General features: G+C 57.2%; 14 protein-coding genes. 12 read left to right on the forward strand and 2 right to left on the reverse strand.

The features are described from left to right. Positions 1-11: 11 nt before the first annotated feature. The 4 genes from DHN10_RS11295 to DHN10_RS11305 are packed head-to-tail and all read left to right on the forward strand — an operon-like array spanning position 12 to position 4,613. Positions 12-2,837, forward strand: coding sequence for a molybdopterin oxidoreductase family protein (locus tag DHN10_RS11295; RefSeq protein ID WP_108815425.1), 2,826 nt, complete (start codon positions 12-14; stop codon positions 2,835-2,837). Then, the gene (locus DHN10_RS19900; RefSeq protein WP_199910663.1) at positions 2,834-2,983 is read left to right on the forward strand and encodes a hypothetical protein; all 150 of its coding nucleotides are present in this window, start codon (positions 2,834-2,836) and stop codon (positions 2,981-2,983) included. The genes DHN10_RS11295 and DHN10_RS19900 overlap by 4 nt, the downstream gene beginning before the upstream one ends. Further along, the gene (locus DHN10_RS11300) at positions 2,980-3,741 is read left to right on the forward strand and encodes a 4Fe-4S dicluster domain-containing protein (protein ID WP_108815426.1); all 762 of its coding nucleotides are present in this window, start codon (positions 2,980-2,982) and stop codon (positions 3,739-3,741) included. Before DHN10_RS19900 ends, DHN10_RS11300 begins: the two co-directional genes overlap by 4 nt. Further along, positions 3,741-4,613: a dimethyl sulfoxide reductase anchor subunit family protein gene (locus tag DHN10_RS11305; protein WP_108815427.1), complete on the forward strand. Its 873-nt coding sequence runs from the start codon at positions 3,741-3,743 to the stop codon at positions 4,611-4,613. The genes DHN10_RS11300 and DHN10_RS11305 overlap by 1 nt, the downstream gene beginning before the upstream one ends. Positions 4,614-4,702: 89 nt before the next feature. Here the strand turns inward: DHN10_RS11305 and DHN10_RS11310 are convergent, their stop codons facing one another. Both DHN10_RS11310 and DHN10_RS11315 read right to left on the reverse strand, forming a co-directional pair. Further along, positions 4,703-5,764 carry an ABC transporter ATP-binding protein gene (locus DHN10_RS11310; protein ID WP_108815428.1) on the reverse strand — a complete coding sequence of 354 codons (1,062 nt, stop codon included), beginning with the start codon at positions 5,762-5,764 and terminating at the stop codon, positions 4,703-4,705. A 3-nt stretch (positions 5,765-5,767) separates the two neighbouring features. Then, the gene (locus tag DHN10_RS11315; protein ID WP_108815701.1) at positions 5,768-6,562 is read right to left on the reverse strand and encodes an IclR family transcriptional regulator; all 795 of its coding nucleotides are present in this window, start codon (positions 6,560-6,562) and stop codon (positions 5,768-5,770) included. Between the two features lie 171 nt (positions 6,563-6,733). Here DHN10_RS11315 and DHN10_RS11320 point away from each other — a divergent pair, with 171 nt between their 5' ends. From DHN10_RS11320 to DHN10_RS11355, 8 genes are all read left to right on the forward strand, one after another. Continuing rightward, positions 6,734-7,996, forward strand: a complete 1,263-nt coding sequence (locus DHN10_RS11320; RefSeq protein ID WP_108815429.1) for an ABC transporter substrate-binding protein — start codon at positions 6,734-6,736, stop codon at positions 7,994-7,996. A 133-nt stretch (positions 7,997-8,129) separates the two neighbouring features. Beyond that, complete coding sequence (locus DHN10_RS11325; RefSeq protein ID WP_108815430.1) at positions 8,130-9,056, forward strand: carbohydrate ABC transporter permease; 927 nt, start codon at positions 8,130-8,132, stop codon at positions 9,054-9,056. Beyond that, complete coding sequence (locus DHN10_RS11330) at positions 9,056-9,904, forward strand: carbohydrate ABC transporter permease (RefSeq protein WP_108815431.1); 849 nt, start codon at positions 9,056-9,058, stop codon at positions 9,902-9,904. Before DHN10_RS11325 ends, DHN10_RS11330 begins: the two co-directional genes overlap by 1 nt. Positions 9,905-9,910: 6 nt before the next feature. After that, complete coding sequence (locus DHN10_RS11335) at positions 9,911-11,992, forward strand: alpha-galactosidase (RefSeq protein ID WP_108815432.1); 2,082 nt, start codon at positions 9,911-9,913, stop codon at positions 11,990-11,992. Further along, complete coding sequence (locus tag DHN10_RS11340) at positions 11,989-12,747, forward strand: SDR family NAD(P)-dependent oxidoreductase (protein ID WP_108815433.1); 759 nt, start codon at positions 11,989-11,991, stop codon at positions 12,745-12,747. The genes DHN10_RS11335 and DHN10_RS11340 overlap by 4 nt, the downstream gene beginning before the upstream one ends. After that, positions 12,744-13,649, forward strand: a complete 906-nt coding sequence (locus tag DHN10_RS11345; protein ID WP_108815434.1) for a 2-dehydro-3-deoxygalactonokinase — start codon at positions 12,744-12,746, stop codon at positions 13,647-13,649. Before DHN10_RS11340 ends, DHN10_RS11345 begins: the two co-directional genes overlap by 4 nt. Positions 13,650-13,652: 3 nt before the next feature. Then, positions 13,653-14,258: a 2-dehydro-3-deoxy-6-phosphogalactonate aldolase gene (locus tag DHN10_RS11350; RefSeq protein ID WP_108815435.1), complete on the forward strand. Its 606-nt coding sequence runs from the start codon at positions 13,653-13,655 to the stop codon at positions 14,256-14,258. Continuing rightward, on the forward strand, positions 14,255-15,076 hold the full coding sequence (locus DHN10_RS11355; protein WP_108815436.1) for an SMP-30/gluconolactonase/LRE family protein: 822 nt from the start codon (positions 14,255-14,257) through the stop codon (positions 15,074-15,076). Before DHN10_RS11350 ends, DHN10_RS11355 begins: the two co-directional genes overlap by 4 nt. Positions 15,077-15,080: the final 4 nt, after the last annotated feature.

Raw genomic sequence — 15,080 nt, forward strand, 5'->3', positions numbered from 1 at the left:
AAGGTTCGCTCATGTCTTTGGATCAACCCCAACTGGATACTTCGCCCGCTGTCTCGGATGAGGTGCGCAAAACGACCTGCTACATGTGTGCCTGCCGCTGCGGGATCAACGTCCATATGAAGGACGGCAAGGTCGCTTACATCGAAGGCAACAAGGATCACCCTGTCAATCAAGGGGTTCTCTGCGCCAAGGGTTCGGCCGGCATCATGCAGCACAACGCACCTTCGCGACTCCGGGCACCGCTCAAGCGCGTGGGCGAACGTGGATCGGGTGAATTTGAAGAAATCTCATGGGAAGAAGCCCTGACCATGGCCACCGATTGGTTAAAGCCAATCCGCGAACAGAACCCCGAAAAGCTGGCGTTCTTTACCGGCCGTGACCAATCGCAGTCTTTCACTGGTTTCTGGGCACAAGGGTTCGGCACGCCAAATTTTGCTGCCCACGGCGGGTTCTGTTCTGTGAATATGGCTGCCGCTGGCATCTACACGATGGGCGGGGCGTTCTGGGAGTTTGGCCAGCCGGATTGGGACCATACCAAACTGTTCATGCTGTTCGGTGTCGCCGAGGACCACGACAGCAACCCCATCAAGATGGGCATCGGCAAGATTAAAGAACGCGGCGCCCGGATGATTGGGGTGAACCCGATCCGTACGGGCTATAACGCTGTGGCCGACGATTGGGTGGGAATTACACCCGGCACAGATGGTTTGTTCATCCTCGCGATGGTTCACTGCCTGATGAAAGCAGGCAAGGTCGATCTGGAGTATCTGGCGCGCTTTACCAACGCGTCCGTGTTGATCAATGAAGATCCCAAGTCAGAACAATTCGGCCTGTTCCTGCGCGACAAGGACGGTCAACCGCAGGTCATCGACCGGAACACCGGAAAACTGGCCCCGTGGAACGGCAAAGGGGTGGAGCCTGATCTGGCAGGCACGCACCGTGCCAAGGGCGTCACACACCGCCCTGTGTTCCACCAGATGGCAGACCGCTACCTGTCCGACGAATACGCACCCGAAGCGGTCGCCGACCGCTGCGGCATCCCGGCCCAGCGCATTCGTGCATTGGCAGCTGACCTCGCGCGTGTGGCCTTTGATGAAGCGATTGAGCTAGATCGCCCATGGACCGACTTCCGCGGCAAGAAGCATGATAAAATGGTCGGTCGCCCTGTTAGCTTCCACGCAATGCGCGGTATCTCGGCGCACTCCAACGGGTTCCAGACCTGCCGCGCGCTACATGTGCTACAAATCATCCTTGGTTCGGTCGAGGTGCCCGGCGGCATGCGTTTCAAACCACCCTACCCCAAGCCCGCGACAGCACACCCCAAGCCGCACGGAAAAGTCACACCCGGCGCAGCACTTGATGGTCCGCACCTTGGCTATACCCAAGGCCCCGAAGACCTTTTGCTGCATGACGATGGCAGCCCCAAGCGGATCGACAAGGCCTACACATGGGAAAACCCGATGTCCGCCCACGGTCTGATGCATATGGTGATTTCTAACGCCCACGCGGGCGTGCCTTACAAGATCGATACGCTGTTTATGTATATGGCGAATATGTCGTGGAACTCGTCCATGAACACTGGCGGCGTGACCAAGATGCTGACGGATAAGGACGAAAACGGCGACTACGTGATCCCTCATATTATCTATTCCGACGCCTATTCGTCGGAAATGGTGGCCTACGCAGACTTGATCTTCCCTGACACCACCTATCTGGAGCGGCACGATTGCATCTCACTGCTTGACCGCCCGATCTGCGAAGCAGACGGCGTGGCCGACGCGATCCGCTGGCCTGTGGTAGAACCCGACCGCGATGTGCGCGGCTTTCAATCGGTACTTTGTGATCTGGGCGCGCGTCTGGGCATGCCGGGTTTCGTGAATGAAGACGGCAGCCAGAAGTATCAAGACTATGCCGATTACATCACCAACCACATCCGCCGCCCCGGCGTTGGCCCGCTGGCAGGTTTCCGCAATGAGGACGGGTCCGGCAAAGGCCGTGGTGACGTGAACCCCAATCAGATCCAGAACTACATCGACAACGGTGGCTTCTGGTTGGAACATGTCCCTGAAAACGCTTCCTACTACAAACCGTTCAGCATGGATTATCAAGACTGGGCAGTGAAGATGGGCTTTTACGATGCGGTCCAACCCTACATCTTCCAGCTTTACGTCGAACCGCTGCGCAAATTCCAAGCGGCGGCAGAGGGTATTGGCGAACGGCAACCGCCCGAACATTTACGTGAGCGGCTCAAGGTCACAATGGATCCACTGCCCATCTGGTATGGCGCGCTGGAGGATGATCAGGTTGATCTGGATGAATACCCCGTCCACGCACTGACCCAACGCCCCATGGCGATGTACCACTCTTGGGGCACGCAAAACGCTTGGCTGCGGCAAATCCACGGGCATAATCCGCTTTATGTGCCGACCAAGATTTGGGAGGCAAATGGCTTTGCAGAAGGCGACTGGGCCAAGGTCAGTTCCGCGCACGGCTCCATCGTTGTGCCGGTGGCACATCAAGCCTCGTTGAACGCCAACACCGTCTGGACATGGAACGCCATCGGTAAACGCAAAGGGGCATGGGCGCTGGATGAAGGGGCGACAGAGGCCACAAAAGGCTTCCTGCTGAACCATCTTATCCACGAATTGCTGCCACCCAAAGGCGACGGTCTGAGATGGGCCAACTCTGATCCCGTCACAGGCCAAGCGGCATGGTTCGACTTGCGCGTGAAGATTGAAAAATCCGCCGTCCCGAATGAAGCACAGCCCGCCATGCCAGCGATCAAATCGCCAGTCGGCAAAGGGCCGAGCGAGCTGGATTGGAAGGTGGGTAAATGACAAACCTCCAAGTCCTCCTGCTAATCGCCGCGTTCCTGACGCTCACTGTGGGCAGCTTCATCTACTACATCGCAACATGGGACGCCGACAAAGAACAACCGATTGGCCAGCTAGCGCCAGCATTCATCGAAGGGGCCGCAACATGACCCAACTGCCACCACTATCCGCCAAAAAACTGGGATTGGTCATTGATCTGGACACCTGCGTCGGCTGTCATGCCTGTGTGGTGTCCTGCAAAGGCTGGAACACGGAAAACTACGGCGCGCCGCTGTCTGACCAACAGGCTTATGGGGCGAACCCCTCGGGCACCTTTCTAAACCGTGTCCATTCATTTGAGGTGCAGCCAGAGCAAGGCGAGGCACAACTGATCCACTTCCCCAAGTCCTGCCTGCATTGCGAGGACGCGCCTTGCGTGACCGTCTGCCCAACCGGGGCGAGCTACAAGCGAACTGAGGACGGGATCGTGCTGGTCAACGAAAGTGACTGCATCGGATGTGGTCTTTGTGCTTGGGCCTGCCCATATGGCGCGCGTGAGCTGGACGCCAAAGAAGGCGTGATGAAGAAATGCACGCTGTGCGTTGACCGTATCTATAACGAAAACCTTCCCGAAGAAGACCGGCAGCCAGCTTGTGTGCGGACCTGCCCTGCAGGTGCGCGCCACTTTGGCGATTTGGGTGATGAAAACAGCGATGTGTCGCAACTGGTCGCCGAACGCGGCGGGTTCGATCTGATGCCCGAACAAGGCACCAAGCCGGTCAACAAATACCTGCCACCGCGTCCCAAGGACGAAATGCCGGAATTTGACGTGCTGGCCCCCTATCTGGAACCTGTCGCCCAAGACGGCAAAGGTTTCGTCGGTTGGCTTGATAAAGCCCTGTCCGCTATGCCCGGAGGAGCAAAATAATGCATCCCGCGAATTCAGTCATTCTTTTCAATACCTTCTCTGGCCTCGGCTTTGGCCTGTTGTTCTGGCTGGGGATGGGCGTCATTGTTCCAACAGGGACAAGCGCATTCATCTGGTTTGCCATCGCCTATCTCTTTGCGGTTGGTGGTTTGATCGCCTCAACCTTCCATCTTGGCCACCCAGAGCGGGCGATCAAGGCGTTCAGCCAATGGAAAACCAGCTGGCTAAGCCGTGAAGGCGTTTGCGCTGTTTTCGCCCTGATCGTCATGGCGATTTATGGCGCGGGGTTGGTCTTTGCCGGCGCGCGGCTTGGCATCACTGGCTTTATCGGCGCGATCGCTTCGCTTGGTGTCGTGTTCACGACATCGATGATTTACACCCAGATGAAGACCGTGCCGCGTTGGCGGCATTGGACAACACCAGCCATGTATCTGATGCTCTCCTTGGGTGGTGGTGCGCTGTTGGCTGGTCAAATCAAGATCGCAGCCGTTCTGCTGATTGCGGGTGGCATCTTGCAGATGTTTGCCTGGGGCAGCGGAGATACACGGTTCAAGGCATCCGGCACCACCATGGAAAGCGCCACTGGACTAGGCCACATTGGCACGGTCCGTGCGTTTGAACCGCCACATACAGGGACCAACTATCTGATGCGTGAATTTATCCATCAGGTGGGTCGCAAGCATGTTGAAAAGCTGCGGATCATTACCATCGGGCTGGCGTTTTTGCTGCCCGTGGTCCTGCTGATCTTGCCGTTCAGCCATGTTTTTGCCGCCCTCGCAGTGGTGAGCCATATCGCAGGTGTGCTGACCTTGCGCTGGCTGTTCTTTGCACAGGCCGAGCATGTGGTTGGACTTTATTACGGCAAGCGTTAAGAGCGTGCGGGTTTCACCCAACTTGCATAGGGTGGGTGAAACCCACCTTGATCAAGGCGCGGCAAGTTTGGAGGTCAATTTGTCCAGGTTCAGCCTCTGATCCGCTGCTCGGTCTCTGCGTCAAAAAGGTAAATCCGGCTCGCATCGATCTCGATCCCGACCGTGGCCCCTTCGTCGCTGCGCACGTCCCCGCGCTCTTCCACAACGATCCGCTCACCGCTCGCGCTGGTCAGATAGGCGAATGATACACCGCCAAGGCTCTCTGTCATCTCGACCGTATGCGTATCACCTGCCGGATCAATCGTGATGTGTTCCGGGCGGGCACCCACGCTAAGCGCCTTTCCCTCATATGCGGCATTGATCATCCCGTCATAAGTGGCCGCGAGGCCGGGGGCCTCTACGGCGCCGCCTTTGGCGGTGCCATTCACAAAATTCATCGCCGGAGAGCCTATAAAGCCCGCCACGAATTTGTTGTCCGGATCACGATACAGATCCATCGGCGCGCCAACCTGTTCGATCACGCCCAAACGCAGCACGACGATCTTATCGGCGAGCGTCATCGCCTCAACCTGATCGTGGGTCACATAGATCATCGTTGCGCCGATTTCTTTATGCAAGCGCGCGATTTCGACCCGCATCTCTACCCGCAATTCGGCATCGAGGTTTGAAAGCGGTTCATCAAACAAGAACACTTCAGGACCACGGACAATCGCACGGCCAATGGACACACGCTGGCGCTGACCACCGGACAAGGCGGCAGGTTTACGTTCGAGATAAGGCTCGAGTTTCAGGATGCGAGTCGCCTCGGCAACCTTTTCTTCGATCTCGGGCTTGGGGTGGCCATTCATTTTCAGGCCGAACCCCATGTTATCCTTCACCGTCATATGCGGATAGAGTGCGTAGGTCTGGAAAACCATGGCCACACCACGCTCTGACGGATCCATGCGGGTCACGTCGCGGGTGCCGATGTTCATCTGGCCTTCGGTTGTTTCTTCCAGACCGGCGACCATCCGCAGCAAGGTGGATTTACCACAGCCCGACGGACCAACAAAAACGCAGAACTCACCGTCTTCAATCTCGAGGTCGATTCCGTGGATGACCTGCACATCGCCGTAGCGTTTGATCACTTTATTCAGCGTAACACCTGACATGGCTTAAATCCTTGTTGCTTCTTTTGTGTGATAGTCGGGGAAGCTCCAGTTCTGGGCCTCCCGAGTAATCTTTGCGGCTGTGTCGCGCAGGATGGGCACATAGGCCTCTAGTCCCGCAAGATTCGTACGGCTGGTGGTGCTCGTCACCGACAGCGCACCCAGCACCCGGCCGGTATCGGTCAGGATCGGCATGGCGACACAGATAATGCCCGGCTCATGCTCTTCCCGATCAAACCCATAACCGTTCTGGCGGATATCGCTGAGTTCCGCGCGGAGCGCTTCAGCGGTATCCAGCGTATGTTCCGTAAAGACATGGAATGATTGCTGTTCGATAACCCTGTCGGCCGTCACTTCATCAAGAAAGGCCATCATGACCTTGCCAACACCAGTACAATAAGCTGGGCCAACCTTGCCCGCCTGACTGTACATCTCAACCGGCTTCCCGGCGTTGCGCTTGTCGATATAAAGCACCTGTGCGGCATCAAGCTGGGCCAAATGCACGGTCTCACCGACCGCATTGCTGAGCGCATCAATATGCGGGCGGGCAACCGGAGCCAGAGTTGATTGATCCCATGCGGCATGGGCAAGACGCACCAAACGCAGGCCCGGACTATAGGTCTGTCGTTCGGGGTTATACGCCAACATGCCCTGATTGGTCAGGGTTTGCACAAACCGATAGAGCGTTGGCTTGGGGAAATCTGATTGCGAAAGCAGTTCACCAAAGCGCACAGGACGGCCGAAAGCCGCCACTTGATCAAGCACTTCGAGTGCTTTGCCGACTGTGCCGTCACCGGTCACTCGTCCCATCCGTCCTCCCTGCGTCGATTGAGGCTTTTGACACCAGTCTCCTCGCCGGTGCTACCTTCGACTGTTGACAAGGCTAGCCGAGTCACGGTTTAGTATCAACATCCAAAACCAAGTTTCAAATAATGAGACTAGTTTTTCACGGAAGCATACTGGGAGGAAACCATGCATTCCATTTTGAAGACGTCGCTTGCGGCGTTGGTCGCTGCTGGCGTTACGGCGTCCCCGGCTGCCGCTGACGGCCACGCGCTGTCGGGCGAACTCAATATCATCTCTGACATGTCCAACCCTGCGCCGCGCGCAGTGATGGAAGGTATGGTCGAAGATTTCGACGCATTGCATCCTGAGCTTGAGGTCAACCTGACAATCGTTGATCGCGAAGCATGGAAAACACAGATCCGCAACGCGCTGGGCGCAAACCCACCAGACGTTGTGAACTGGTATGCGGCAAACCGCATGCGTCCATATGTTGACGCGGGCCTCTTTGCAGATATCTCTGACCTTTGGGCGGAACCCGAGTTCGAAGCACTGTCATCCACCAAAGGTGCGATGACACTCGACGGTGCTCAGTGGGGCGTGCCTTACACATACTACCAATGGGGTGTTTACTACCGCAAAGACATCTTTGAAGAGTATGGCCTGAACGAACCTTCCAACTGGGACGAAGAGAAAGCCAACTGCCAGACACTGCTGGACAATGGCGTCAAGTGCTACACCATCGGCACCAAGTTCCTTTGGACTGCTGGCGGCTGGTTTGACTACATCAACTCGCGCACAAACGGCTATGACTTCCACGTCGCACTGGCCCGTGGCGAGATTGAATGGACAGACGACCGTGTCCGTCAGACATTCGCCAACTGGCGTGAGCTGATCGACATGGGCGCGTTCATTGACGATCACCAGACTTACAGCTGGCAAGAAGCCCTGCCGTTCATGGTTAACGGTGAAGCTGCGTCATACCTGATGGGTAACTTCTCTGTTGCGGCGTTCCGCGACGGTGGCCTGACAGATGATCAGCTGGACTTCTACCAGTTCCCAGTGATCAACCCTGACGTTGACTATGCAGAAGATGCGCCAACAGATACGTTCCACATCGCATCTGGCGCACAGAACATGGACGCCGCCAAAGAGTTCTTGCGTTTTGTGACATCTGCTGACGTTCAAACCGAAATCAACTCCGGTTCTGGTCTGGGTCAGCTGCCCGTGAACGCAAACGCGTCGATTGATGACGACAAATTCCTTAAAGAGGGTTTTGATATGCTGTCCGGCAATGCTGGTGGCGGTATCATGCAGTTCTTTGACCGCGACTTTGACGCGGAAATGGCATCTGTCGGCATGGAAGGCCTGCAAGAGTTCATGGTGTTCCCAGACAATCTGGATGACATCCTGGGCCGTCTCGAAGAGACACGTCAGCGTATCTATAACTAAAACGTAGCGGTGGGCTTCACCCACCCTACCAACGCACCCACCCTCACGTAGGGTGGGTGCAACCCACATCGCCCAGCCCATCTTTAAGATCATGTAGTCTTTGACATGTGCTGTCCGCAAGGGAGACAAATCCATGGCAACCGCTGCACCAACCCGAAGCTGGTATAAGCGCAATGAGATTGCGATTACGCCGTGGCTTTTCCTGCTGCCCGCGATGATCTTTTTCGCGGTCTACGTGATCATCCCCATCGGCCAGTCCTTCTGGATCTCGCTTCATGACTGGGACGGTTTGGGCGAAAAGACATGGGTTGGCACAGCCAACTATGAACGTCTGCTTGGCATTGGCGACCAGAACATGGACCGTAAGTTTACGGTCTCGTTCTGGAACAACCTCAAATGGCTGATCCTCTACCTGCTGGCGATCCCTGCCGGTCTGTTTATTGCGCTGTTCCTGAACCAGACAGTGACGGGCATCCGCTTTTACAAGTCCATGTTCTTTTTCCCCTTTGTGATCAGTCAGGTTGTGGTTGGTCTGGTGTTCAGCTGGTTCTATCTGCCCCGCGAAGGCTTGCTGAATGCTGTCCTCGCCGTCTTTGGCGCGGGTCCGGTGAACATCCTGGGTGATCCAACACTTGCCACTTACGGCATCATCGCCGCAGGTCTCTGGCCGCAGACGGCCTATTGCATGATCCTTTATTTGACTGGCCTGAACGCGGTTGACCCCGAACAGGTCGAGGCGGCGCGGCTTGACGGGGCCAAGGGGCACAAGATGCTTTGGTATGTGATCCTGCCACAGCTCAAGCCTGCGACCTTCATCGCCTTCGTGGTGACGATCATTGGCGCGCTGCGGTCGTTCGACCTGATCAGCGTCATGACAAACGGCGGGCCGTTCGGTTCCACACGGGTCCTGTCCTTCTATATGTTCGAAGAATCTCTGTCGGAATTTGGGTTCCGTATGGGTTATGGCGCCGCGATTGCTGTGGTCCTGTTCTTCCTCATGCTGGGGTTCATCACCTATTTTCTCTACTCCATGTACCGTGACGAAAAGGGAGCGCACTGATGTTTCCAACTCCGCTCGAAAAAACCTCGCGCCGGTGGCAGATCTCCTATCAGGTTCTTTTGCCGCTAATGCTGATCATCTGGCTACTGCCTCTGATCGCGGTCGCCAACTTCTCGATCAAGCCAGAGGCCGATTTCGTCAACGGCAACTATTGGGGCATCCCCAGTAGCTTTGATGCGTTTTCCAACTACGGCAAGGTATTCTTTGAATCCAACATGCCACGGTATCTTTGGAATTCGCTCTTCATTACAATTCCGACCGTGATCGGTGCCGTGGCACTGTCTTGCATGGCCGGTTTTGCGTTGGGAATTTACAAGTTCCGCAGCAACCTGTTGATCTTCTTCATCTTCATCGCGGGTAACTTTGTACCTTTCCAGATCCTCATGGTGCCAGTGCGCGACCTGACTGTGAACATGAACCTCTACGATACCAAGACAGGTCTCGTGTTGTTCCACATCGCCTTCCAGACCGGGTTCTGTACGCTGTTTATGCGTAACTTCATTCGCGCCCTGCCGTTCCCATTGATTGAAGCGGCGCGCGTCGAAGGCATCTCGGAATGGCGCATCTTCCTGTTTGTGGTCCTGCCGCTGATGAAGCCTGCGCTGGCCGCGTTGGCCGTGCTGATCTTTACCTTCATCTGGAACGATTACTTCTGGGCTGTCGTGCTGACCCAAGGACCAACAGCGCAACCTGTCACCGCCGGGATCACCGAGTTCAACTCGCAGTTCCGTGCCGCCTATCACCTAATGAGTGCTGGTTCCATCGTGGCTGCTTTGCCACCTGTCGCCATGTTCTTTTTGATGCAGAAACACTTTATCGCGGGCCTCACCCTCGGAGCTGTAAAGTAAGCGACCATGAACAGAACCTATCGCATCGACGATGGCCGCCAGACACTTGTGCTGGCGGCGCGAAACGACCGTCTGCCCGAGACGGTTTATTGGGGGGCGACGCTTCCCGATGATGAAAACCTCGACACATTGCACGCCGCACATGCCATTGATGTCACTGGCGGTATGCTGGACGAAAACCCTGATCTGTCGATCTGCCCAGAGGCCACCCGCAGCTTTCCGGGCCAACCCGGCCTGATCGTGCGAGACACCGACGGGACGCCATTGCTGCCCAAATTCTGTTTTGAGAATGCCGAACAGAACGGCACGCTGGAGCTGACATACGCGGACAAGGCCAACGGTCTGACCCTGACCGTCAGTTTTATCAGCGATCACGATACCCATACGATCACCTGCCAGACCACACTGGACGCAACGCGCCCTGTGCATCTGCATTGGCTCGCCGCTCCTGTTCTTCCCGGCCCACAACAATCAGACGAGATGATCGACGTGTCCGGCCGTTGGTGCGGTGAATTCCAACTATCGCGCACCGCTTGGGCGCCCGGCATGCGCTACCGCGAAAACCGCACAGGGCGCACGGGGCACGAACACTTTCCCGGTCTGATCATCCCGTGCCGTGGTGCGACCAACACCACGGGCGAAGCTTACGCGTTTCACTATGGCTGGTCCGGTGGTCACAAGATGATCGCAGAAGAACTGCAGGATGGGCGCCGCCAAATCCAATGGGGCCACGCCGCCCGGATGGAAACGGAACCAGCGACGCAGTTCAAAACTGCACCGCTTTACATTGTCTATTCAGACACAGGTCTGAACGGCTGTGCGGTATCCTTCCAACGGCATCTGCGCGACCGGGTGGTGACTTGGCCAAAGCCTGACGCGCCTCGCCCGGTACACTACAACTGCTGGGAGGCGGTCTATTTCGATCACAAGCTGCCAGTGCTGACAGACATCGCCGACCGCGCCGCAGCGCTTGGGGCTGAACGCTTCGTCCTTGATGACGGTTGGTTCGGCAACCGCGATGACGATACGCGCAGCCTGTCGGACTGGACAGTTGATCCACGCAAATACCCCGACGGGTTACACCCGCTGATCACACATGTGCATGGCCTTGGCATGACATTCGGCATCTGGTTCGAACCGGAAATGATCAACGAAGACAGCGACATCCACCGCGCTAATCCGCATTGGGTCTTCGGGGCCGAGAATCAGACATTGGGACGGCAGCAAAAGGCGCTTAACATGGCGCTGCCAGAGGTACGCGATTTCCTTTATGACCGCATGTCAGCGATCCTACGGGACCACGACGTCGACTACATTAAATGGGACCACAACCGAGTGCTACCGATGCCCGATGCAGCGCAAACACGCGGGTCATATGCATTGATCGACCGGCTGCGCGCTGACTTCCCGCATGTAGAGATTGAAAGCTGTGCCTCCGGTGGAGGACGCATCGACCTTGGCATTTTGCAACGCACGCAACGGGTCTGGCTGTCCGACAGCAATGATGCGTTGGAACGCCTACGTATTCAGCATGACGCAGCGCTGTTTCTGCCTCTTTCAGTCACCGGAAGTCACGTCGGCCCGCGCCATTGCCATACGTCAGGGCGCAACCTTGATATCTCTTTTCGGGCCTGGGTTGCCGCCCAGCGCCACATGGGGTTTGAGATGGACCCGCGCGAGTTGGACGAGGTTGAAACGGCTGTACTGACCGAAGTGACAACCTGGTGGAAGCATAACCGCGACTGGATGCAAAAGGCTGATATCCTGCGCTTGGACAGCGCCGACCCGGCGGTTTTGGCCGAACAGCAACTGGCGCGTGAAAAGGACCGCTTTGTGGTCTTTGCAGGCAAGGCCGCCACCAGTTCGCAGATCTCGCCGCGTCCTTTGCGGCTGACCGGGCTTGACCCTGATGCGACGTATCGGATCAATCTTGCCAATCGCAATGCGTTGCACCGTTTGTCACGCGGCACCACCGCATTGAAAACAGATGCATTGGAACTGTCCGGAACCTATCTGATGCATCACGGTGTTACCTTGCCGTGGTCCTTCCCCGAACGGATGTGGGTGCTCGAAGGAACACGGCTATGACCGCCACGTTCCATGATCTTGATGGGGCATCTGTCTTTATCACCGGCGGAGGCAACGGTATCGGTGCTGCGCTGACCGATGGTTTTTTGGCGCAAGGGGCCAAGGTCACGTTTGTCGGGCGCTCTGATGCCTCTGCCTTTGTGGATGAGATGGCAGACAAGCACGGGCGTCGTCCGCTGTTTATCCAATGCGATATCACCGATACCGGCGCCTTGCAGGCGGCGATGGATCAGACAGTCGCCACCTATGGCGGGCTGCTCGCGTTGGTTAACAATGCCGCCAACGACATGCGCTATAATGCGATGCAGATCACACCAGCGATTTGGGATGACATGCAAGCGGTCAACTTCAAGGCGTACTTCTTTGCATGTCAGAAAGCGGCCGCACTGATGGGCGAAGGCGGGTCGATCATCAACTATTCCTCGATCTCCTATTTGATGGGTGCAGCAGGCATGGCGCCCTACGTCAGCGCAAATGCAGGCATCATGGGCATGACCCGCGCGCTGGCCCGCGAATGGGGGCCAAAGGGTATCCGCGTCAACGCCATCGCACCCGGCTGGGTCTTTACCGAAAAGCAAGAAAGCCAATGGGCAACGCCAGAAGCGAAAACCGCTTTTTTGGAAAAACAATGCCTGAAGAACTTTATCCAGCCGTCCGATATGGTAGGTGGAACGCTCTTTCTGGCCTCGGATACGTCGGCAATGATGACCGGCCAGACACTCGTGATTGATGCAGGCGTAGTAGGCACCGGATGAGCGATAGCACGATCAAAGCCAATTGGATCGCCGTAGATTGGGGCACCAGCAACATGCGTGCTTGGGCGATGTCTGCTTCGGGCACCGTGCTGGCCGAGGCGTGTTCGGACAAGGGCATGGGCCAGCTGTCGCAAGATCAGTTCGAGGGCGTCTTGCTGGATGTTGTCGGCGACTGGATTGCAGGACCGACCACCATCGTTGCTTGTGGCATGGTCGGCTCACGGCAAGGCTGGGTCGAGGCACCCTATGCCGCCGTGCCCTGCCCCACGATCCCCGATGGATTTGCCCACGCCGTGACGCGCGACGCAGCCCTTTCGGTCCATGTCATTCCCGGCATCAAACAGATGAACCCCGCCGACGTGATGCGCGGTGAAGAAACCCAGATCAGCGGGTTTCTGGCGCGGAACCCCAATTGGGACGGGGTCATTTGCCTGCCCGGCACCCATACCAAATGGGCCCATATCAGCGCCCAGGAGGTCGTCAGCTTTCAAACCTTCATGACCGGAGAGCTTTTTGCGACCATCGCGGAGCAGACGGTCCTACAGCACTCCATAGCGGTTGATGGCTGGGACAAGGACGCCTTTCTTGCGGGTTTGGATACGGCCTTGGCCCGCCCCGAGCGGCTGGCCAGCCGCCTGTTTTCGCTGCGCGCAGAAGGCCTGCTGCACGGCTTGGACGGCGCATCTGCGCGGGCGCGGCTGTCGGGGCTGTTGATCGGGGCAGAGCTTGCAGGTTCAAAACCCTATTGGCTGGGCCAGCAGATCGCCGTGATCGGCGATAGCGGCCTTTCCAGGCTCTATGTCGATGCTCTGGCCACCCAAGGCGCGCCTGCAACACAGGTGAATGCAACCTCCGTCACGCTTGCGGGTTTGACGGCGGCTTATCAACGTTTGAAAGGATAACCCATGGATCGTCCGCTGATCGCCATCCTGCGCGGGATCACTCCGGATGAGGCGGTCCCCATTGCGGCCGCCTTGATCGATGCGGGCATTACCCAGATCGAGGTGCCGCTCAACTCGCCTGATCCATTTGATAGTATCAAGGCCATGGCGGACGCGCACGGCAATGACGCGCTGATTGGCGCGGGCACCGTCCTGTCGGTTGAAGATGTCGGGCGGGTTGCCCAAGTTGGTGGCAAGCTGATCGTCTCACCCAACTATGACCAGCGAGTGATCGTCGCCACCAAAACCGCAGGCATGCAAAGCTGGCCGGGCGTGATGACCCCCACCGAGTGTTTTGGCGCGCTCAAGGCCGGTGCCGATGGGCTAAAGATTTTTCCGGCCAGCCTGATAGGCCCCGAAGGGATCAAAGCTATCCGCGCGGTGCTGCCCAAGGGCACGCAGGTTTATGCGGTTGGCGGCGCAGGAGCTGACAACTTCGCTGAATGGATGGCGGCCAGTGCAGATGGCTTTGGTATTGGCTCTGCTCTTTACAAACCGGGGCTTTCTGTGGACGAAGTCACGGCACGCGCCCGCGACATAGTTGCGGCATACGACGCGGCGGCCTCATGATATTTGACGAAAAGCAATGTCAGTTGGGCGAGGGGCCATTGTGGCACCCTGTGCGCAAGGAACTCTTTTGGTTCGATATTCTGGGTAAACGCCTGCACAGCAAGGCGCGGCACTGGGATTTTGACGACTACGTCAGTGCCGCTGGATGGATCGACGACAACAATCTGCTTGTCGCGACGAGCAATGCAATCCGTCATCTTGACCTGACTACCGGCAACCACGGCGTTGTGGTGCCGTTGGAAGATGACAACCCCATCACGCGCTCAAACGATGGGCGCGCCGACCCACAGGGCGGGTTCTGGATTGGTACAATGGGGATTGAAGCAGAGCCTAAGGCAGGGGCAATCTACCGCTTCTACAAAGGCGCGTTGCGCAAGCTCTACGCGGATATCACGATTTCAAACGCGATCTGTTTCGCGCCTAACGGCAAGACGGCCTATTTCACTGACACCCCCACACAAATGATCATGCGCGTCGCGCTGGACGCTGACGGCTGGCCCTGCGCGGAACCTACCGTGCACATTGATCTACGCGGCACGGACTTTCGCCCGGACGGGGCGGTCGTGGATGCCACGGGCAACCTGTGGAACGCGCAATGGGGGGTTGGCCGCGTGGCTGGTTATGGACCAGATGGAAGCTTTTTTGAAAGTTTCAGCTTTGCAGCAAAACAAACCTCCTGCCCGGCCTTTGGGGGGAATGACCTGACGACACTCTATTGCACCTCTGCCGCTGTCGGCGTGAAAGGTACTGAACAGGGCAAAACATTTGCCACCCAAACCCGCTACACTGGACAGGCCGAGCACCGGGTGATCCTGTAGCTAG

Source organism: Loktanella sp. Alg231-35 (assembly GCF_900143545.1).
Lineage (GTDB): Bacteria > Pseudomonadota > Alphaproteobacteria > Rhodobacterales > Rhodobacteraceae > Yoonia.

Excerpts from the sequence above, each read along its gene's own strand:
- DHN10_RS11295 (WP_108815425.1), top strand. The coding sequence starts at position 12 with ATGTCTTTGGATCAACCCCAACTGGATACTTCGCCCGCTGTCTCGGAT.
- DHN10_RS19900 (WP_199910663.1), top strand. The coding sequence starts at position 2,834 with ATGACAAACCTCCAAGTCCTCCTGCTAATCGCCGCGTTCCTGACGCTC.
- DHN10_RS11300 (WP_108815426.1), top strand. The coding sequence starts at position 2,980 with ATGACCCAACTGCCACCACTATCCGCCAAAAAACTGGGATTGGTCATT.
- DHN10_RS11305 (WP_108815427.1), top strand. The coding sequence starts at position 3,741 with ATGCATCCCGCGAATTCAGTCATTCTTTTCAATACCTTCTCTGGCCTC.
- DHN10_RS11310 (WP_108815428.1), bottom strand. The coding sequence starts at position 5,764 with ATGTCAGGTGTTACGCTGAATAAAGTGATCAAACGCTACGGCGATGTG.
- DHN10_RS11320 (WP_108815429.1), top strand. The coding sequence starts at position 6,734 with ATGCATTCCATTTTGAAGACGTCGCTTGCGGCGTTGGTCGCTGCTGGC.
- DHN10_RS11325 (WP_108815430.1), top strand. The coding sequence starts at position 8,130 with ATGGCAACCGCTGCACCAACCCGAAGCTGGTATAAGCGCAATGAGATT.
- DHN10_RS11330 (WP_108815431.1), top strand. The coding sequence starts at position 9,056 with ATGTTTCCAACTCCGCTCGAAAAAACCTCGCGCCGGTGGCAGATCTCC.
- DHN10_RS11335 (WP_108815432.1), top strand. The coding sequence starts at position 9,911 with ATGAACAGAACCTATCGCATCGACGATGGCCGCCAGACACTTGTGCTG.
- DHN10_RS11340 (WP_108815433.1), top strand. The coding sequence starts at position 11,989 with ATGACCGCCACGTTCCATGATCTTGATGGGGCATCTGTCTTTATCACC.
- DHN10_RS11345 (WP_108815434.1), top strand. The coding sequence starts at position 12,744 with ATGAGCGATAGCACGATCAAAGCCAATTGGATCGCCGTAGATTGGGGC.
- DHN10_RS11350 (WP_108815435.1), top strand. The coding sequence starts at position 13,653 with ATGGATCGTCCGCTGATCGCCATCCTGCGCGGGATCACTCCGGATGAG.
- DHN10_RS11355 (WP_108815436.1), top strand. The coding sequence starts at position 14,255 with ATGATATTTGACGAAAAGCAATGTCAGTTGGGCGAGGGGCCATTGTGG.